This is a genomic window from Collimonas sp. GW821-FHT07E08 (genome assembly GCF_059418905.1).
Window position 1 is genome coordinate 80,600 of record NZ_JBWKQR010000013.1, and the last position, 19,069, is coordinate 99,668.

15 protein-coding genes are annotated in these 19,069 nt (G+C 61.8%); 7 read left to right on the forward strand and 8 right to left on the reverse strand.

The genetic code is table 11. The features are described 5' to 3' along the window. Positions 1-5: 5 nt before the first annotated feature. Genes AC07RZ_RS17735 through AC07RZ_RS17745 form a run of 3 tightly spaced genes read right to left on the reverse strand, consistent with a single transcriptional unit; the run spans position 6 to position 2,815 of the window. Positions 6-536, reverse strand: a complete 531-nt coding sequence (locus tag AC07RZ_RS17735; RefSeq protein ID WP_494668928.1) for a DUF5943 domain-containing protein — start codon at positions 534-536, stop codon at positions 6-8. Between the two features lie 28 nt (positions 537-564). Next, positions 565-1,536: a dipeptidase gene (locus AC07RZ_RS17740; protein WP_494668929.1), complete on the reverse strand. Its 972-nt coding sequence runs from the start codon at positions 1,534-1,536 to the stop codon at positions 565-567. Positions 1,537-1,546: 10 nt separating this feature from the next. Beyond that, positions 1,547-2,815: a serine hydroxymethyltransferase gene (locus AC07RZ_RS17745; RefSeq protein ID WP_494668930.1), complete on the reverse strand. Its 1,269-nt coding sequence runs from the start codon at positions 2,813-2,815 to the stop codon at positions 1,547-1,549. 452 nt (positions 2,816-3,267) lie between these two features. On the opposite strand from AC07RZ_RS17745, the gene AC07RZ_RS17750 reads away from it, so the two are divergent. Then, entirely contained in the window at positions 3,268-4,281 is a 1,014-nt protein-coding gene (locus AC07RZ_RS17750; protein WP_494668931.1) for a GlxA family transcriptional regulator, read from the forward strand. Between the two features lie 95 nt (positions 4,282-4,376). Here the strand turns inward: AC07RZ_RS17750 and mgrA are convergent, their stop codons facing one another. Then, positions 4,377-5,420, reverse strand: coding sequence for an L-glyceraldehyde 3-phosphate reductase (gene mgrA / locus AC07RZ_RS17755; RefSeq protein WP_494668932.1), 1,044 nt, complete (start codon positions 5,418-5,420; stop codon positions 4,377-4,379). A gap of 242 nt (positions 5,421-5,662) precedes the next feature. On the opposite strand from mgrA, the gene AC07RZ_RS17760 reads away from it, so the two are divergent. Together AC07RZ_RS17760 and AC07RZ_RS17765 are read left to right on the forward strand one after the other, a co-directional pair. Continuing rightward, positions 5,663-7,816, forward strand: coding sequence for a TonB-dependent siderophore receptor (locus AC07RZ_RS17760; RefSeq protein ID WP_494668933.1), 2,154 nt, complete (start codon positions 5,663-5,665; stop codon positions 7,814-7,816). Between the two features lie 11 nt (positions 7,817-7,827). Next, entirely contained in the window at positions 7,828-9,759 is a 1,932-nt protein-coding gene (locus AC07RZ_RS17765; protein ID WP_494668934.1) for a PstS family phosphate ABC transporter substrate-binding protein, read from the forward strand. A 39-nt stretch (positions 9,760-9,798) separates the two neighbouring features. On the opposite strand, the gene AC07RZ_RS17770 is transcribed toward AC07RZ_RS17765, so the two are convergent. Continuing rightward, the gene (locus tag AC07RZ_RS17770) at positions 9,799-10,308 is read right to left on the reverse strand and encodes a DinB family protein (RefSeq protein ID WP_494668935.1); all 510 of its coding nucleotides are present in this window, start codon (positions 10,306-10,308) and stop codon (positions 9,799-9,801) included. A gap of 149 nt (positions 10,309-10,457) precedes the next feature. Here AC07RZ_RS17770 and AC07RZ_RS17775 point away from each other — a divergent pair, with 149 nt between their 5' ends. Continuing rightward, positions 10,458-11,537, forward strand: coding sequence for a hypothetical protein (locus tag AC07RZ_RS17775; RefSeq protein WP_494668936.1), 1,080 nt, complete (start codon positions 10,458-10,460; stop codon positions 11,535-11,537). Next, a complete protein-coding gene (recJ, locus tag AC07RZ_RS17780; protein WP_144741281.1) occupies positions 11,534-13,228 on the forward strand; it encodes a single-stranded-DNA-specific exonuclease RecJ in 1,695 nt (564 codons plus the stop codon). Before AC07RZ_RS17775 ends, recJ begins: the two co-directional genes overlap by 4 nt. A gap of 120 nt (positions 13,229-13,348) precedes the next feature. Here the strand turns inward: recJ and AC07RZ_RS17785 are convergent, their stop codons facing one another. From AC07RZ_RS17785 to AC07RZ_RS17795, 3 genes are all read right to left on the reverse strand, one after another. Continuing rightward, positions 13,349-14,356, reverse strand: a complete 1,008-nt coding sequence (locus AC07RZ_RS17785) for a GlxA family transcriptional regulator (RefSeq protein WP_494668937.1) — start codon at positions 14,354-14,356, stop codon at positions 13,349-13,351. Continuing rightward, positions 14,344-14,946, reverse strand: coding sequence for a DJ-1/PfpI family protein (locus AC07RZ_RS17790; RefSeq protein WP_144741287.1), 603 nt, complete (start codon positions 14,944-14,946; stop codon positions 14,344-14,346). The genes AC07RZ_RS17785 and AC07RZ_RS17790 overlap by 13 nt, the downstream gene beginning before the upstream one ends. A 136-nt stretch (positions 14,947-15,082) precedes the next feature. After that, positions 15,083-15,847, reverse strand: a complete 765-nt coding sequence (locus AC07RZ_RS17795) for a hypothetical protein (RefSeq protein WP_494668938.1) — start codon at positions 15,845-15,847, stop codon at positions 15,083-15,085. Between the two features lie 204 nt (positions 15,848-16,051). On the opposite strand from AC07RZ_RS17795, the gene prfB reads away from it, so the two are divergent. Together prfB and lysS are read left to right on the forward strand one after the other, a co-directional pair. Further along, positions 16,052-17,156 (forward strand): peptide chain release factor 2 gene (gene prfB, locus AC07RZ_RS17800; protein ID WP_144741293.1). Its coding sequence is split into 2 segments (ribosomal slippage): positions 16,052-16,132 and positions 16,134-17,156, totalling 1,104 coding nucleotides; the frame shifts between segments, so codons are not numbered across the junction. Between the two features lie 118 nt (positions 17,157-17,274). Next, on the forward strand, positions 17,275-18,801 hold the full coding sequence (lysS, locus tag AC07RZ_RS17805) for a lysine--tRNA ligase (protein ID WP_144741296.1): 1,527 nt from the start codon (positions 17,275-17,277) through the stop codon (positions 18,799-18,801). Positions 18,802-19,069 lie beyond the last annotated feature (268 nt).

Below are 19,069 nucleotides of genomic sequence, written 5' to 3' on the forward strand. Positions count from 1 at the left end.
TGTATCTATCCCTGAGCGGCGACTGCCGCGACTGTGAACACGCAATGGTCGTGGCCTTCGCCGCCGCACTGGGTTTCGCTGCAGGTCGAACGCAGCGGATTGCCGGTGGTGTCGGAGACCCAGTCCATGGCGCCGGCAAACCAGCCGGCGAACATGTAGCAGAGCTTGCCGCGGGCTTCCGGCTGCTGCAGCACGAACGATGAATTGAGCAGCTTGATGCTGGCGCTGGCGCTGGCCGCATCTACCTCGGTGAAAGAGAACAGGCCCCAGCCGCGCTGCGACAGGCGCTTCAGGTAATGTTTGTAGACGTCGAGGCCGGACATGCCATGCTGCCTGGCTTCCTTTTCGCACCAGAAATAGGCGGACTTGTGGCCGGCCTGGTACAGGATCTCGGCATATTCTTCGCGTCCCAGCGCCGCTTCCACCGCGGTATGGTTGTTGGTGAAAAAATGGCGCGGGACATACAGCATCGGCAGTTTGTCGGTGGTCCAGACGCCGGTGCTGGCGTCGACTTCAATCGGCAATTGGGGTTGCATCGCTACTCCTCGGTATCTTGCTTGACGTTCAATCGTTCCAGACTTCGCCGAAAACCCGCAGCCAGTTTTCGCCCAGCACCTTGCGTATGCGGCTTTCTTTCCAGCCGGCGCGTTCCATCGCGCCGGTCAGGTTGGGAAAATCGCCTATGGTGCGGAAACCTTCGGGATTGATCACCGTGCCGAAGTCGGTCAGGCGGCGATGGCGGCCCTTGTCGTGCGTCAGCCATTCAAAGAACGGCTTGCCGTAGCCTTGCGTGAAATCGGTGCCGATGCCGACGCAATCGTCGCCGACCAGGTTGATGATGTAATCGAAGGCTTCCACGTAATCGTCGACATTGGCGCTGCTGCCGCGCTTGAGGAACGGCGGGAACATGGTGACGCCGATGAAGCCGCCATGGTCGGCGATGAATTTCAGCTGCTCGTCGCTCTTGTTGCGCGGATGCTGTTTCAGGCCGGACGGCAGGCAGTGCGAATAACAGACCGGCTTCTTCGAGGCCTGGATCGCCTCGGTCGAGGTATTGCCGCCGACATGCGACAAGTCGACCATGATGCCGACCCGGTTCATCTCTTCGATCACTTCGCGGCCAAAACCGGACAAGCCGCCGTCGCGTTCGTAGCAGCCGGTGCCGATCAGGTTCTGGGTGTTGTAGCAAAGCTGCACCACCCGCACGCCCAGCTCGGCGAACACTTCGATATAGCCAAGATTGTCTTCAAACGCGTGGGCGTTCTGGAAACCCAGGATGACCCCGGTGCGCCCTTCCTTTTTCGCGCGCCTGATATCGTCGACGCCGCGCACCAGGGTCAGCAGGTCGGCGTTGTCGCGGATCAGGTTCTTCATGTCGACCACGTTGCCGACCGTGCCCTGGAAACTTTCCCAGACCGAGATGGTGCAGTTGACGGCGCTCAGGCCGCCCTTCTTCATGTCTTCGAATACCGGCCGCTCCCATTTGGAAATGTTCAGGCCGTCGATGACCAGGCTTTGCTGGTGCAGGTTGCTCATGCCGGACTCCTCAATAGATTGGGAAACTCTTGCACAGCGCGCGCACTTCAGCCAGCACGCGCTGCTCGACTGCGGCATCGCCCTCCGGCTTGCGCGCCAGGGCATCGAATATTTCGACGGTCAGGCGGCCGATGGTGCGGAATTCGTCGACGCCGAAACCGCGCGCGGTGCCGGCCGGCGTGCCGAGCCGGATGCCGGAGGTGACTGTCGGCTTTTCGGTATCGAACGGGATGCCGTTCTTGTTGCAGGTAATGCCGGCGCGTTCCAGCGCATGCTCCACCTGCGTGCCCTTCAAACCCTTCGGCCGCAGGTCGACCAGCAGCAGGTGGTTTTCGGTGCCGCCGGTCACCAGGTCGACGCCGCCGGCCAGCAGCACCTCGCCCAAGGCTTTGGCGTTGGCCACCACGCTGGCGATGTATTGCTTGAATTCCGGCTCCAGCGCTTCGCCGAAGGCGACTGCCTTGCCGGCGATGACATGCATCAGGGGGCCGCCCTGCAAGCCGGGGAACACCGCGGAATTGATTTTCTTGGCGATATCCTCGTCATTGGTCAGCACGAAGCCGCCGCGCGGGCCGCGCAACGTCTTGTGGGTGGTCGAGGTAACCACATGCGCATGCGGCACCGGGCTTGGATGATGGCCGGTCGCAACCAGTCCGGCGATGTGCGCCATGTCGACCATCAGCAGCGCATCGACGCTGTCGGCGATGGCGCGGAAACGGGCGAAATCGAGCTGGCGCGGATAGGCGGAATAACCGGCGATGATCAGGCGCGGCTTGTGCTGTTTCGCCAACGCTTCCACTTCGTCGTAGTCGATCAGGTAAGTATCGCGGTTGACGCCGTATTGCACGGCGTTGAACCATTTGCCCGACATCGCCGGCCGCGCGCCGTGCGTCAAATGGCCGCCGGCGTCGAGCGACATGCCAAGCACGGTATCTCCCGGCTTCACCAGCGCCAGCATGACGGCGCCGTTAGCCTGAGCGCCGGAATGCGGCTGCACATTGGCGTACCTGGCCCCGAACAGCTGCTTGACCCGTTCCAGCGCCAGGGTTTCCACCCGGTCGGCGAATTCGCAGCCGCCGTAATAGCGCTTGCCGGGATAACCTTCCGCATACTTGTTAGTCAGCACCGAGCCCTGCGCTTCCAGCACCGCACGCGAAACGATGTTTTCGGAAGCGATCATCTCGATCTGGTTTTGCTGGCGTTCCAGCTCAAGGTCGATGGCTTGCTTGACCGCGGCGTCGCGTTCGGCCAGCGACTGGGAAAATGCAGGAAGTGTCATTTGTATATGCCTGGGAAAAAGAAGGTGTCGTGAGTGGTCCGTTGGTTGGCACCATTTTGTCCCAGCCCCTTCCCCGCTATTGACTTGATCTGACGGGAACCTTTCAATTTGCGACATTGCCGTCACTTTTAGCCAAGCGCTGTTTGCGAGCCGGTCCGACGGCCGGCGCGCCGCTTGCGCCGAAATGGATCACGTGCACAAAAAGCGGGATCGCCGGCAATATTTTTTTGCGCCTGCACAGCCTGGGAAGACGGGTCCGGGCAACGCACGGGAAATCGAATCCTGCGTCTGCGGCCAGCGCCTTTTTCCTCTTTTCCGGCGGCCGCAAGCGTTGAAAATAAATCATCTGGTCGGCTTGGCATGCTTATTGCGACGCACAACCGAAAGCATTTGTTGTTCAGTCGTTTCAACGTTACATTGTCCATCGCTGATGTTTGCCAACGGAGCAGGTCATGTCTAAAAGCAGTTCTTCTTTCACCCATTTTGCTTTCATGCCGCTCAATAACTTCACGATGCTGGCATTTTCAAATGCCATCGAAGTACTGAGGATGGCCAACTACCTGGAAGGAACGATCCTGTACCGCTGGTCGGTGGTCAGCCCTGAAGGCGGCCCCGTGACAGCCAGCAACGGCCTTTCCGTGACCACCATCCGCGCCGACCAATGCCCTGCCGCCGATGTCGTGTTCGTCTGCGGCGGCACCGACATCGACGCCGCGGTCAACCCTGCCACGCTGGAACTGCTGCAATACCTGGCGACCCAGGACGTGACCCTGGGCAGCCTGTGCACCGGCGCCTTCGCCCTGGCCAAGGCCGGCCTGCTGGACGGCTACACTTGCGCTACCCACTGGGAAAACCTGTCGAGCCTGAAACAGGCTTACCCCGCGATTTCTTTCGCGCCGGACCTGTTTGTCGTCGATCGCGACCGCATCACCTGCACCGGCGGCATTGCGCCGCTGGACATGATGCTGAACCTGATTTCGAGCCAGGTCGGCAAAACCACGATTGCGGCGATCGCCGATCAATTCATCCTGGAGCACGTGCGCGACCACAAGGACCAGCAGCGGGTGCCGCTGACGGTGCGCATGACCTCTGCCCGCCCGGCCATGGTGGAAGTGGTGTCGCTGATGGAAGCGAACATAGAGGAGCCCTTGTCGCTGGACGAGCTGGCGCAGTTGTCGAACTCGTCGCCGCGCCAGCTGCAGCGCATGTTCAAGGAACACATGGGCATGTCGCCTACCCATTATTACCTGACGCTGCGCCTGCGCAAGGCGCGCGAACTGCTGCGCCAGACCGACATGTCGATACTCAGCATCACGATGGCCTGCGGCTTCCAGTCGGCCTGCCATTTCAGCAAGACCTATCGCGAAGTATTCAGCGTTGCGCCCAGCACCGAGCGCCGGCAGCCGAGCCAGGTTCCGGCGGCCTTGCTGGCGGCGTCAACGCAGCAGGCGGCAGTTTTCATTTAGCGGGGCAGCATCAGGGAGAGAAGAAAAAACGGGCGCCTCTGGCGCCCGTTTTTATATCTGCAAAACAGCAGTTCTCCATCGCCCAGCCTTATGGCTTATGGCGCCAGCTCTTTTATCGAACGCTCCCACAGGTTGATGCCGCCTTCCTTGGCCTGCTCGTCGATGGCCGCCAGTTCTTCCTTGGTAAAATCCAGGCGCTGCAAGGCAGCCACATTTTCCCGGATCTGGGCCGGGCTGCTGGCGCCGATCAAGGTGGTGGTCACGCGCGGATCGCGCAATACCCAGGCCAGCGCCATCTGCGCCAGGCTCTGGCCACGGGTCTTGGCGATCTCGTTGAGCGCCCGCACCCGCGCCAGGTTTTCCGGGCTCAGGTGAGCCTGCTGCAACGAACCGCCGCCTTCGCGATTGATGCGCGAATCCTGCGGCACGCCGTTCAGGTATTTGTCGCTCAGCAGTCCTTGCGCCAGGGCGGTAAAGGTAATGCAGCCCATGCCTTCCTGCTCCAGGGTATCCAGCAAGCCATCTTCAATCCAGCGGTTGAACATGTTGTAGGACGGCTGGTGGATCAGGCAAGGCACTTTCCAGTCGCGCAGCAGCTTGGCGGCTTCCGCGGTCTTGGCCGGCGAATACGACGAGACGCCGACATACAGCGCCTTGCCCTGCTGTACCGCGGTCGCCAGCGCGCTCATGGTTTCTTCCAGCGGGGTTTCCGGATCGAAGCGGTGCGAATAAAAAATATCGACGTAATCCAGGCCCAGGCGCTGCAGGCTCTGGTCGAGGCTGGCCAGCACGTACTTGCGCGAACCGCCGCCCTGGCCGTACGGCCCCGGCCACATGTCCCAGCCGGCCTTGGACGAGATGATCAGCTCGTCGCGGTAAGGCCGCAGGTCTTCCTTCAGGATGCGGCCGAAATTGGTTTCGGCGCTGCCGTACGGCGGCCCGTAATTGTTGGCCAGGTCGAAATGGGTGATGCCGAGGTCGAACGCGGTGTGCACCATTTCCCGCTGGCGCGCCAGCGAGGTAGTGTCGCCGAAATTGTGCCAGAGCCCCATGGACAACAATGGCAGCTTGAGGCCGCTGCGGCCGCAGAAACGGTACTGCATTTCGTCGTAGCGCTTGCTTGATGCGTGATAACTCATGACTGGAATATTCCTTTTGACGATGGTCTGGTGGTCTCTTTGAGAATTCTGTTTTACCGGCGGGACTTGCATCCAGCAATTCTACAGAGCTCTCTTGCGTCTCGCTGAGAGCGGCCGATTTGATATTTTGGCAAATTGCGTTGTATTTTGAAAAAAATCCACCTCATTTAATTACGAATGATTCTCATTTATATATAATGACGCCTATTACTAAAAATAAATAACCAGGCGAGGATAAAGTTTTGAGAAAGCAATTAGCAGGAATATGCACCGCCATGCTGGCGCACGGCGCCATTGCGGCCAATGCGCAAGCGCAGGCAAACACCAGTGCGGCAGCCAGTGAAAACACGCTGCCTACAGTGTCCGTCAAAGCCAGCCGGGAAGACACTGCGGAAAAAGGCTACCAGCCAAAACGCGCCGCCGTCGGCAGCCGCAGCGACGCCGCCCTGATCGACGTGCCGCAGGCAGTCAGCGTCGTCACTTCCCAGTTCCTGCAAGACCGCCAGCCGAGCAGCCTGGCGGAATCGCTGGATACGGTGTCCGGCGTCCACATGGGCAATACGCTGGGCGGCACGCTGGATGCGATCATCAAGCGCGGCTTCGGCGACAACCGCGACAATTCCATGCTGCGCGACGGCATGCTGTCGGTCCAGCCGCGCAATTTCACGCCGACCACGGAACGTATCGAAGTGCTGAAAGGTCCTTCGTCAATGCTCTACGGCAGCATGGACCCGGGCGGCGTCATCAACGTCGTCAGCAAGAAACCGCTGCTGGAAAGCCAGCGCTCGGTCACGCTCGGCGCCACCAGCTACGGCGGCGTCAGCGAACAGGTCGACCTGACCGGACCGATCGGCGATTCGGGGCTGGCGTACCGGCTGATCGCCGACCATGAGCGCAGCAACTACTGGCGCAACTTCGGCGAAACCACGCAATCGGTGGTGGCGCCGTCGCTGGCCTGGTATGGCCGCGATACGACGCTGTCGTTCGCCTACGAACACATGAACTATTCGGTGCCTATCGACCGCGGCACCGTCATCGATACGCGCACCGGCAACCCGGTGGCCGTGTCCAAGGAGCGCCGCTTCGACGAAGCCTACAATGCGTCGGCCGGCCGTTCCGACGCCGTCAACCTGCGCTTCGACCACAAGCTCAACGACGACTGGACCCTTCACGGCGGCTACGGCTTCAGCCGCAGCTACTACAACGACTGGCAGGCGCGCGTGCTGTCGGTCAACTACGCCACCGGCATCGCCACGCGGCGCGTCGACTCCACCCAGAACGGCGTGCAGTCGGCGCATACGCTGACCTTGAACCTGGAAGGCAAATTCAACTGGGGCGAAGTGCGCCACGACATCGTCGGCGGCGTCGACTACATGCGCAACTACCGAGTGCTGGCCGACCTCTACCGCGGCCCGAGCAACACCCAGTTCAACATCTACAATCCGGTCTACGGCCAGCTGACGCCTGCCGGCAGCAAGATCAGCCCAGCCGACAGCGACCAGACCGACAAGCTGATCTCGCGCGGCGTGTTCGTGCAGGATTCGATGCACCTGGATGAACGCTGGATCCTGCTGGCTGGCGCGCGCTATGAATATTTCAATGAACTGACCGGCAAGGGCCGCCCCTTCGTCGTCGGCAGCAAGGTCGCCGCTGGACGCGCCACGCCGCGCGCCGGCGTGGTCTACAAGCTGGCGCCCGACTGGTCGATGTATGCCAGCTACAGCGAATCGTTCAAGCCGAATACCTCGATTGCGACGCCGATCGGCGAGTTGCCGCCGGAACTGGCCAAGGGCTACGAGATCGGTTCGAAACTGGAAACCGAAAACCTGACCGCCACGGTGGCCCTGTTCGATATCCAGAAGCGCAACATCCAGACCACGGAAACCATCGGCGGCATCAACTACACCCGCAACGCCGGCAAAGCCAGGTCGCGCGGCCTGGAGTTCGACGCCAGCGGCCGCATCAGCCAGGACCTGAGCCTGGTCGGCAGCTACGCCTACACCGAAGCGCGCTACGCTGACGATCCCAAGCTGGCGGGCAATCCCCTGCCGAATACGCCGAAGCATTCGGCGTCGCTATACCTGACGCGCGATTTCGGCGTCTCGCGCCTCGGCCCGGTCGAAGGCCGCGTCAGGGCCGGCGCCGGCGCCCGCGTGTTCAGCAGCCTGCCGGTGGGCGACGGCACCGGCAAGGTCTACCACCTGCCCTACGGCCGCGTGATGGATGCGTTCGTATCCTGGAACACGCTGGTCGGCGGCCAGTCGGTCGACTGGCAGTTCAACATCAAGAACATCTTCGATTCGACTTATTACACTGCCAGCTGCTGCACCGGCACGCCGTTCGTCAATATCGGCGCCGGCCGCGAGTTTACGCTCAACGCCAAGCTGAATTTCTGAGGATGGCCGGGATGAGGAAAGCATTGCTGGCTTGCACGCTGCCGCTCCTGGCCGGGGCTGCGCTTGCAGCGCCGGCGCCGAACCAGGAAATGCCAGAGTATCAAGCGCAGAGCGTGAGCTTGCCACCCCACGCCAGCTATCTCGATGAGCAAGGCGCGATCCGCATCGGCGGCGCCGAGCACGCGCAATTCGTGATCGACCGTTTCAATGCCCTGTTCGCCGGCAGCCATCCTGGCCTGCGTTTTTCCGGCCATGTCAAAGGCACCACCGCCACCATGCCGCTGCTGACCTACGGACGGATGCTGTACGGCCCGATGGGACGCAGCGCCAATGCGGCCGAGCTGGAAGCCTATGAAAAAGCGGTCGGCGCGGCGCCGCTGGAAATCCGCATCGCCCATACTTCCGACGATGCGCAGCAGGAAATGTCGTATTCGATCGGCATCTACGTCAACCGCGCCAATCCGGTCGAACGCCTGAGCGCAAGCCAGGTGGCGCGCATCTTCACCAACGGCAACCCGGACGGCGACCTCTCCCACTGGGGCCAGCTGGGCGCCGGCGGCGCCTGGAAAGAACGCGCCATCCATCCTTTCGGCACGCCTGAATATACCGGCATGGGCACCTACATGCAGTCGGGACCGTTGCAAGGACGGACCTTCACGCCGGCCTACGAACAATGGGGCAGCACTGAAACCATCCTGAAACGGCTGGAACAGGATCCGGCCGGCATCGCGTTTGCCGCCATCGGCCACGAAAACGCGGCGCTCAGGCAGCTCGCCATCGTATCCGGCGACGGCCGCAGCGAAACCCGCGGCAGCCGCCAGGACGTGGCTGCCGGCGCCTACCCCTACGGCCGTTATGTGTATTTCTATTTGCGGCGCGAACCGGGACAAGCGCTTGACCCGGTCGCCAAGGAATACCTGCGCCTGGTGCTGTCGCGCCAGGGCCAGGAAATCATCGCCAGCCAGGCCGGCGGCTATATTCCACTGTCGGCGGCAGAAGTCCGCGCCGAATTGCAAAAAATCGAACTGGCGGCAGGCGGCGCCAGCGCATCGGTCCCGGCCGCGCCCGGGCTGCTCCTGGCCGGCGCGGATGGCGCGGCCGATCTGTTCAAGCGTTTCAACGCCATGTTTGTCCGCACGCAGCCCGAAGCAAGCATTGGCACGGCGCTCAAGGGCTCGTCGACCGGCTTGCCGGCACTGACTGCCGGCGCCGCTTCCATGGCCATCGTCACGCATGAAACAAGCGCCGCCGAAATCGCCGCGTTCCGGCAAGCGTGGGGTTATGCGCCGTTCCTGGTCCGCATCGGCTACGCCGGTTCCGGGCAGGAAGCGCCCGCCGTTTATGTCAACCGGCGCAATCCCCTGCCCGGCCTGAGCATGCAGCAGCTGGCCCGGGTGTTTACCGCGGGTTCGGCAGCAGGCAACCTGAATTTCTGGTCACAGCTGGGGCTCGAGGATGGCTGGCAGCAACGCCGCATCCATTTGTACGGGCTGCGCGACGATGGCGGCAGCGCTACTGTCTTGCGTACCGCACACTTGGGAAAATATCCCTTTGCCGCGCACTACGAAGCGCTGGACACCGCGCAAGCCGTCTTGACCGCAGTCGCCGACGATCCTTACGGGATTGCCTTGCTCGCGCCGGCAGGCAACGCTCCGATACCCGCATCGCTGCGCATCTTGCCGCTGTCGCCGGCCGATGGAACCGCCGCGGTCATGCCTTCTCCTGAAAACGTCGCGGCGGGAAAATATCCGCTCTCCGTGTACCTGCAGCTGTACCTGAACCGGCCGCCCGGCAAGGCCCTCGACGGCCAGCTGGCGGATTACCTGAAGATGATATTGTCGCCGGCGGGGCAGAGCCTGCTGGCCGGTGCGGCAGGCGGCGCAGGCGGTTACCTGCCGCTGTCGGCCGACGATTTGGCCAAGGAAAAGAAAAAACTCGACTAGGACAACGCAACGGGCAAGAAAGCGCTGCCGGCCTGTCCCTTAGATCGGATCTGCCCGGAGGTGTTCGGGCCGGTGCAGGAAGACGGTAAGCGTATCCCGCTGCGGCGGCACGCCGATCTGCGACAGGATGCGGCCAACGGCGCCGCGGTGGTAGTTGCCGTGCGTGACCACATGGGCCAGCATCTCGCCGCGGGACATGCGGCCGGCCGAACCATCGACGAAGGTGAACTCGACCACCTCTGCAAGCTCGGCTTCCGATACGGTATCGGCATACGACAGCAGCCAGCGGTCGGTTTCGCGGACCGCCGCGCGCAAGTCGGCAAGCTCCGGCGTCGCCGGCGTGTTCAACGCCTTGTAATCGTGCGGCTTGCGCTGTAGGTTTGCTTCGAAAATCCGGTCCACGACGTAGACATGGTTCAAGATGCGCGCGGCATCGTGTTTTTCCCGCTCGTGGGATTCCGGCGGCAGCGCGGCCAGCGCCGAAAACAGGGTGTCGTTGGCCCAGGCTTTGTATTCAAACAGGGTGGTCAGCAGTTTTTGTGCATTCATGGCGTCTGGTCTTGCATCGGCAGGCTGGCAGGGATTCGCTGCAATCCGTTCATTTTATGCCAAGCGCGGATTTAGCTCTAGCCATGTACGGAATCCGCGCAGGTGAAGGCAAATCGACTCAAGACCCCGGGATGCCCTACAATCGCGCCATGAGTCATTTAGATATCCTATTGCCCTTCGGCCTGCCGCCGCCGGAACTGGCGCGCGATTTATTGCGCGATTTGAAACTGCCTGCCCTCGCCACCCTGATGACGCGCGCCAAAACCGCTCCGCGGCGCCAGCTGTTTGACGATTTTGCAAGAGCCTTGCCGCATGAGATGTGGCTGGCGTCGCAATTCTCCTTGCCCGGCTTCGGCCCGGCAGCAACCGCCGCCGACCGCCAGAACAGCCCGGCCCTCGCTTGCGCCGCCATGCGCGCCATGGGGCTGGGCGTTGCGGAAGGCGCCTGGTTCATGCTGCATCCAGCCCATATCCATATCGCCCGCGACCACCTGGTGCTGACCGACATCCGCCAGATCGGCTTGAGCGATGCAGAATCGCGCGAACTGTTCGACGCTGCGCTGCCGCTGTTCGGCGAAGCCGGCCGCGAGCTGGTCTACGGCGATGCCGGCACCTGGTTCCTGCGCGCCGACGACTGGCAAGGCTTGCTGTCTTCCACGCCGGACGCCACTTGCGGCCACAACATCGATATCTGGATGCCGAAAGGCAGCGGCGACCAGGCTTGGCGCAAATTGCAGAATGAAGTGCAGATGTTGTGGTTTGCCCATCCCTTGAACGAGGGCCGCGAAATGCAGGGACGGCAAACCGTCAATTCCTTGTGGCTGTGGGGCGGCGCGGTCGCGCAGCCGCCGGCGCCCGGCCAGCGCGAAGTATTCAACCTGCCGGACGGCTTCGCTGGCCTCGGCCAATATGCCAAGGCGGCGCATGCCGGCGTCGGCGTGAGCGAGGTGATCGCCGCCAGGCCCGAGCACGGCCTGCTGACTTTGAGCCAGCTGATCCAGCCGGCCTTGACCGGCGAATGGTCGGACTGGCTGCAGCAGTTGCAAACCCTGGAAAGCACATGCTTCGCACCTTTGCTGCAAGCCATGCAGCAGCGCCGGCTCGACAGCCTGTCCCTGGTCGTCACGGACAGCGGACATACGCTTGAAATGAGCGCCACCAGGCTCTCTCTCAAGAAATTCTGGCTGAAGCCAACCCTTACCGGCCTATTGCCATCGCATTCACCATGACTCGCATCACTACCCGTCCCTACTCCTTCCGCGACTCCGAGCGCCTGCGCCAGAGCGGCGTCCATCCGGTCCTGGCCCGCGTGTATACAGCGCGCGGCCTGCTCGACGCCAAGGAGCTTGAAAGCGAACTGAACGCCCTCATCCCGCCATCGGGCTTGCTGCACATCGACGCCGCCGCCAGCTTCCTGGCCGACGCCATCGCCGCCAGGAAAAAAATGGTGATCGTCGCCGACTACGATTGCGACGGCGCCACCGCCTGCGCCGTCGGCTTGCGCGGCTTGCGCCTGCTGGGCGCCAACATCGACTTCATCGTGCCGAACCGGTTTGAGTACGGCTACGGCCTGACGCCGGAAATCGTCGAACTGACCGCGCGTGAAAAATCGCCTGACATCATCGTCACGGTCGACAACGGCATCGCCAGCATCGACGGCGTGGCCGAAGCCAACCGGCGCGGCATCGAAGTCGTGGTGACCGACCATCACTTGCCTGCGGATACGCTGCCGGCGGCGCGCGTCATCGTCAACCCGAACCAGCCCGAATGCGGATTTCCCAGCAAGAACCTGGCCGGGGTCGGCGTCATGTTCTATGTCTTGCTGGCCTTGCGCGCGGAATTGCGCCGGCGCGGCGTGTTCGACGCCCAGAGCCAGCCGAAACTGGACGTGCTGCTCGACCTGGTGGCGCTCGGCACCGTGGCCGACGTGGTCAAGCTGGACGCCAACAACCGCATCCTGGTGGCGCAAGGCCTCAAGCGCATGCGCGCCGGCCGCATGCATGCCGGCATCGCCGCCCTGTTCCGCGCCGCCGGCCGCGAAGCGCGCCGCGCCACGCCGTTCGACCTCGGTTTTGCGCTGGGCCCGCGCCTGAACGCCGCCGGCCGCCTGGCCGACATGGCGCTCGGCATCGAATGCCTGACCACCGACGACGAAGGCCGCGCCTGGGCCATCGCCCAGCAGCTCGACGCCATCAACCGCGAACGGCGCGATATCGAAGCTGGCATGCAAGACACCGCGCTGGCGCTGCTGGACGATTTCAAGCCGCAGGACAGCACCACCATCAGCGTGTTCGACGCTTCATGGCACCAAGGCGTGATCGGCATTGTCGCCTCGCGCCTGAAGGACAAGTTTTATCGCCCGACCATTACTTTCGCGCCGGGCGGCGAAGGCTTGATCAAAGGATCAGGCCGTTCGATTCCCGGTTTCCATTTGCGCGACGCGCTGGACCTGGTTTCCAAGCACGCCCCCAGCCTGATCCAGAAATTCGGCGGACACGCGATGGCAGCCGGGCTGACCATCCGCGCCGACGCCTTCGACGCTTTCGCCGCGGCCTTTGAAAAAGTCGGACGCGAATGGCTGGGACAAAGCCAGCTGGAGCGCGTGGTTGAAACCGACGGGCCGCTGGAAGATGCCTACTACACCACCCAGTTCATTGAGCTGATGGACGGCCAGGTGTGGGGCCAGGGTTTCGCGCCGCCGCTGTTTTGCGACGAGTTCAGGGTGGTCAGCCAGCGCATCCTGAAAGAGAAACACCTGAAGCTGCTGCTAGAGCGCAACGGCACACGCTACGACGCAATCTGGTTCGGGCATACCGATGAACTGGGAAGCAAGGCCAAGGTGGCGTTCCGGCTGGACGCCAATGAATACAACGGCGTGACCAAGGTGCAGCTGATGGTCGAACACGCGGAACCGATGTAATTCCCGAACGCCGAATGCAATGCCCCGCAGCCCATCAATTAGGGTCAGAGTCGAATTGTTTCGCTAATTAGGGTCAGAGTCGAATTAATCGGGCAAACAATAATTCGACTCTGACCCTAATTAATTGCTGGGCTGGCGTTGCTGGCTTGGGGGGAAGTTTTCGAATTTGCTCCACACTCGGCGCAGCTGGCGGGTGGAATTGAAACCTGCTTGCTGCGCTACCTGTTCCATGTCCAGCTTGGATTGCGTGAGCAGCTCGCGCACCAGGGCTACCCGGATGCGCTGGATGTAGTCGACCAGGCTGCTGCCGGTGTGCTCCCTGAACAGGCGCGTCAGATGGCGTTCGCTGGTGCAGGCGATTGCCGCCAGCTGCTCCAGGTCCCAGTCATGGGCCGGATTGCCGATCACAGCGTCTTGCACCCGGTGTATCGCCGGATGCAAGTGGTTGCGGCAAGCCTGCCATGGCGACAGCTGCGGATCGCTGCCGGCGCGCCGCATGTAGATCACCAGCGAGCGGGCAATCGAAGCGCTGCGGGCATGGCCGGCGATTTGCGCCACCACGTGCAGGGCCAGGTCGATGCCGGTGGTGACGCCGGCGCTGGTGTAGACATTGCGGTCTTCGACAAAGATGCGGTTTTCCAATACGTGCGCTCGCGGCGCAATACGCCGCAAGTCGTCGCAATGGCTGTGGTGCGTGGTGCACTGGCGGCCGTCGAGCAAGCCGGCATAACCCGCCAGCAAGGCGCCGGTGCAGCTGCACAGCAGGCGATGGGTTTCCTGCCAGTGCGTGCGCAACCAGGCCACGGCGCGCTGGTCGTTGACGCTGGTGAAATCGTCGTCGCTGCCGACGCAGCCGTGCAGCATCAGCATGGCGTTGGCCGGCAGGCTGTCCGGCAGGTCGCTGAAGCCGGTCAGGCCAAGGCCGAGCGAAATGTTGATAGTGCTGGCCGCGCTGACGTAACGCAGGTCGAAAAAATCCGCGCGGCCTTCCCGTTCCGCAATCCGGTTGGCATAACGCAGCACCTCCGCCGGACCCATCAGGTCAAGCGTCATGGTGGCGTCGCGCAGCAGGAAATAGACCGGGACGGTGGTTTCTCCAGCGCGTGCGTGGTCGGCTATTGCAGCCATCGATACTCCATCTGTTTGGCGGTGGCGGCGGCCAGTTCAGGTCCTGCCAGTCGCTCGACCAAGTGCAGGCTCATGTCGATGCCTGCCGAAATGCCGCCGGAAGTCACCACTTTACCGCAATCGACCCAGGCTACGTTGCGCTTGACCGTAAGCGCAGGGAAACTTGCCTGCAAGTCATCCTGGTCTTCCCAGTGCGTGGTCACATCCAGGCCGTCCAGCAAACCGGCCTTGGCCAGCAGGAAAGCGCCGGTGCAGACCGATGCCGTAATCACGGTGCCGGGATGCTGGGCTGCAATCCAGCGGATTACCGCGCCGTCATTGAGGATCGCCGAAACGTCGCCGCCCGGCACGATCAGCACGTCGAGGTCCGCCGATGGCGTCAGCACGCAATCCGGCAACACCTTTATGCCGCCTCTTGCCCGCACCGGCCGCATCGCCGGCGCTACCAGGAAACATTGAAACAGGTTTGCCGCCGCGCCATTGCGGGCGGTTCGCCCGTGGACCCGCGCGGCGGTCGAAAATACTTCATAAGGGCCGGAAAAATCCAGGATTTCCACATCGTCAAACACCAGTATTCCTACGCTCAGCATGCTGCAGCCTCATCTGACATCCTGGCAGTCCGGGATCGGAGCGCCATCGTTGAGGATCATGTTAAGCGTCGGCCAGGTATTGCGAAATGCTGCGGGTAGACATATAGCGGACAAAAAAGGACATGCCGGGAATATCTCAGCGCACCGGTAAAAACTGCAGGAAACTGCCGCCCACCAGGTTCTGCATGTAGCTGATGCCGGCGCGCTTGTATTTCTCGGTCGTCATCTCGGCCAGCAAATCGATGCGGCCGATGATCTTGCCGAACTCCCGTTCAAAACTGATGTTGCGCTCGCTGTCGCTGATATCGTTGGACAGCAGCAAAGGCTGGCCGGCGGCATTTTTCCGGCTGTTGAGTATCCACGATGCGATTTCCATGTTGCGGGCGGCGTTGTACAGGTATTGGGCGTCGAAGCCGTCGATCAGGTAGAACCTGGTTTTGCCGCCATGGGCCACGATGATCATGTCGGCCGCGCCGTAGATAAAGGCGGCAGCCCGGTCGCCGCTGAACTCCGGGGCCAGCGCCAGCGACAGCGCCTGGACGTCATGCTTGCCTTGCAGCTCGGGCCATGGCTGGCGTGCTTCGATAGCATCGCGCACGCGCTTGAGCGCCAGCTCGCGGCTGGCGGCAGTCTTTTTCCATTCGGCCGGATTGCGCCGGTACAATTTATCCAGCAGCCGGTACAGGCTATCGAGGTTGTCGCGCATGCCGAGGGTAGCGAAACGGTTGACATCGGACTGCGCCAGTTCGCTGCCGCTGGTAGAGGAACCCTGCACTTCGCCATGCGGAGCCGGAGTCGGCGCCAGCAGGCCGCAAGCGCTGAGCGCCAGGCACAGCAAGGCCATCGGCAGATACGATGGCAAAACAACATCGCAGCGATGGATTCGTGCCTTAATCGACATGGGCGGCTGGGTCGGGCTGGTAAACTATCAAGCGTGCAATCCATTCTAAGCGGTTGCAGCTTCGATATCCGGCTTGTTGCAATGGTTCACATTTGTGCATATTTGACGCAAAACAGCCGTCAAACAGGGGCCAAACGCAAACTGCAGCGCCATCTGCCATGCTGCTGGCGTATAATTTAGGGTTTGATTGCAAAAGAGCCGAAAATGGAAGCCGAACGCTTAAATTCCCTACAAAACCTGCTTGCGGACCTGACCAGCCGCGAAGCCGAACTACGGAGGTATCTTTGACTTCGATACGAAGTTAGAGAAACTCGACCAGGTCAACGGCGAACTGGAAGATCCGGAAGTCTGGAACGACCAGAAGCGCGCCCAGGACCTGGGCAAGGAAAAGAAATCGCTGGAAGCCATCGTGCTGACGCTGGCCAAGATCGAAGCCGACCTGCGCGACACCACCGACCTGTTCCAGATGGCGCGCGAAGAGCAGGACGAAGAAACCATCGAGGCAGTCGAAGCCGATACGGAAGGCCTGCGCAAGCTGGTCGAAGGCATGGAATTCCGCCGCATGTTCAGCAACCCGATGGATCCCAACAACTGCTTCATCGACATCCAGGCCGGCGCCGGCGGCACCGAGGCGCAAGACTGGGCATCGATGCTGCTGCGGCAGTACCTGCGCTATTGCGAACGCAAGGGCTTCAAGGTCGAGATACTGGAACAGTCCGACGGTGAAATCGCCGGCATCAAGACCGCCACGCTGAAAGTCGAAGGCGAATACGCCTACGGCTTCCTGCGCACTGAAACCGGCGTGCACCGCCTGGTGCGCAAGTCGCCTTTCGACTCCGCCAACGGCCGCCACACCTCATTCTCCAGCTTGTTCGTGTATCCGGAAGTGGATGACTCGATCGATATCGACGTCAACCCGGCGGACGTCCGCGTCGACACCTACCGCGCCTCCGGCGCCGGCGGCCAGCACATCAACAAGACCGACTCCGCGGTGCGCCTGACGCATATGCCGTCCGGCATTGTGGTGCAGTGCCAGAACGACCGCAGCCAGCACCGTAACCGCGCCGAAGCGTGGGACATGCTGAAAGCCAAGCTGTATGAACTGGAACTGCGCAAGCGCATGAGCGAACAGCAGAAGCTGGAAGACTCCAAGACCGACGTCGGCTGGGGCCACCAGATCCGCTCTTACGTGCTGGACCAGTCGCGCATCAAGGATTTGCGCACCAACTTCGAGAGCGGCAACACCAAGGCCATCCTCGACGGCGACCTTGACGATTTCATCGCAGCTTCGCTCAAGCAAGGCGTGTAAGTTGCCAATTCGGTTGCCAATCCGGCTGCAAACCATGCCGCGGGCAGTGTCCGCGGCATTGCCTTCCCCGCCGCTACACAGACAGACGTTTCACCGCATCATTTGAAAAGACACTGACATGACGACAGACAATCAGCAGCAACCTGTCCCGCAAGACGAAAACAAGATCATTGCGGAACGCCGCAGCAAGCTCGGCGCCCTGCGCGCGCAAGGCGTGGCCTTCCCTAACGACTTCCGGCCGACGCACAAGGCAGCCGCGATCCAGGCCGAATACGCGGCGCAGGAAAACGAAACGCTGGACGCTGCCGCAGTCAAGGTCGTGGTCGCCGGCCGCATGATGCTGAAACGCGTGATGGGCAAGGCGTCCTTCGCTACCCTGCAGGACGCTTCCGGCAGCAAGGCCGACGGCCGCATCCAGCTGTTCATCACCAAGGAAAACATCGGCGAAGCGGAATACGACAGCTTCAAGCACTACGACCTGGGCGACATCCTCGGCGCCGAAGGCACGCTGTTCAAGACCAAGACCGGCGAGCTGTCGATCAAGGTCACTACCCTGCGCCTGCTGACCAAGTCGCTGCGTCCGCTGCCGGACAAGTTCCACGGCCTGGCCGACCAGGAAACCAAGTATCGCCAGCGCTACGTCGACCTGATCATCAACGAAGACACGCGCCGCACGTTCAAGGTGCGCACCGCGGCGATGTCGTCGATCCGCCGCTTCATGGAAAAGAACGACTTCATGGAAGTCGAAACGCCGATGCTGCACGCCATTCCCGGCGGCGCCGCGGCCAAGCCTTTCATCACCCACCACAATGCGCTGGACATGCAGATGTTCCTGCGCATCGCGCCGGAGCTGTACCTGAAGCGCCTGGTGGTCGGCGGTTTCGAACGCGTGTTCGAAGTCAACCGCAACTTCCGCAATGAAGGCGTGTCGCCGCGCCACAATCCGGAATTCACGATGATGGAATTCTATGCGGCTTATGTCGATTACCAATGGCTGATGAACTTCACCGAGCAGGTGATCCGCCAGGCAGCGATCGACGCCCACGGCACCGCTACCCTGACCTACCAGGGCCGCGAGCTGGACCTGAGCAAGCCGTTCCAGCGCCTGACCATCGTCGGCGCCATCAACAAATACGCGCCGCAATACCAGGACGCGCAGCTGCAGGATGCCGAGTTCATCAAGGCCGAGCTGAAGAAATTCGGCGTCAAGCCGCACGCCCACGCCGGCCTCGGCGCGCTGCAGCTGGCGCTGTTTGAAGAAACCGCCGAAGCGCAGCTGTGGGATCCGACCTATATCGTCGACTATCCGGTCGAAGTGTCGCCGCTGGCGCGCGCGTCCGATACCGTGCCCGGCATCACCGAACGTTTCGAACTGTTCGTCACCGGCCGCGAAATCGCCAACGGCTTCTCCGAGCTGAACGACTCGGAAGACCAGGCCGCGCGCTTCCAGGCGCAGGTTGCAGCCAAGGACGCCGGCGACGAAGAAGCCATGTACTTCGACGCCGACTACATCCGCGCGCTGGAATACGGCATGCCCCCGACCGGAGGCTGCGGCATCGGCATCGACCGCCTGATGATGCTGATCACCGACTCGCCCAACATCCGCGACGTGCTCCTGTTCCCGCACCTGCGCCGCGAAGACTAAATCGTCAACCTGCGCAGTCAAATGGGGTCAGAGTTTTTTTACGACAGTTTCATCGTCGTAAATTACTCTGGCCCCATTTGACGTACCACCGAGTACAAATCTACGCAGTCGCCAGAATTAATTCGACTCTGACCCTAATTATTCTAATTATTGGCCTGTTTTGCAGTTTTTCCCGGTAGCGCTTAAACTCGTTACATAAGGATACATCTGACACATTATCAACATAGCGTTCGTTATCTGAACCTTTGATAATTACATTAGCCAACAA

What these genes read in the sequence shown, in the direction of transcription:
- recJ (WP_144741281.1), top strand. Translation starts at nt 11,534, where the DNA reads ATGACTCGCATCACTACCCGTCCCTACTCCTTCCGCGACTCCGAGCGC.
- AC07RZ_RS17765 (WP_494668934.1), top strand. Translation starts at nt 7,828, where the DNA reads ATGAGGAAAGCATTGCTGGCTTGCACGCTGCCGCTCCTGGCCGGGGCT.
- lysS (WP_144741296.1), top strand. Translation starts at nt 17,275, where the DNA reads ATGACGACAGACAATCAGCAGCAACCTGTCCCGCAAGACGAAAACAAG.
- AC07RZ_RS17795 (WP_494668938.1), bottom strand. Translation starts at nt 15,847, where the DNA reads ATGTCGATTAAGGCACGAATCCATCGCTGCGATGTTGTTTTGCCATCG.
- AC07RZ_RS17785 (WP_494668937.1), bottom strand. Translation starts at nt 14,356, where the DNA reads ATGGCTGCAATAGCCGACCACGCACGCGCTGGAGAAACCACCGTCCCG.
- mgrA (WP_494668932.1), bottom strand. Translation starts at nt 5,420, where the DNA reads ATGAGTTATCACGCATCAAGCAAGCGCTACGACGAAATGCAGTACCGT.
- AC07RZ_RS17745 (WP_494668930.1), bottom strand. Translation starts at nt 2,815, where the DNA reads ATGACACTTCCTGCATTTTCCCAGTCGCTGGCCGAACGCGACGCCGCG.
- AC07RZ_RS17775 (WP_494668936.1), top strand. Translation starts at nt 10,458, where the DNA reads ATGAGTCATTTAGATATCCTATTGCCCTTCGGCCTGCCGCCGCCGGAA.
- AC07RZ_RS17770 (WP_494668935.1), bottom strand. Translation starts at nt 10,308, where the DNA reads ATGAATGCACAAAAACTGCTGACCACCCTGTTTGAATACAAAGCCTGG.
- AC07RZ_RS17750 (WP_494668931.1), top strand. Translation starts at nt 3,268, where the DNA reads ATGTCTAAAAGCAGTTCTTCTTTCACCCATTTTGCTTTCATGCCGCTC.
- AC07RZ_RS17740 (WP_494668929.1), bottom strand. Translation starts at nt 1,536, where the DNA reads ATGAGCAACCTGCACCAGCAAAGCCTGGTCATCGACGGCCTGAACATT.
- AC07RZ_RS17790 (WP_144741287.1), bottom strand. Translation starts at nt 14,946, where the DNA reads ATGCTGAGCGTAGGAATACTGGTGTTTGACGATGTGGAAATCCTGGAT.
- AC07RZ_RS17735 (WP_494668928.1), bottom strand. Translation starts at nt 536, where the DNA reads ATGCAACCCCAATTGCCGATTGAAGTCGACGCCAGCACCGGCGTCTGG.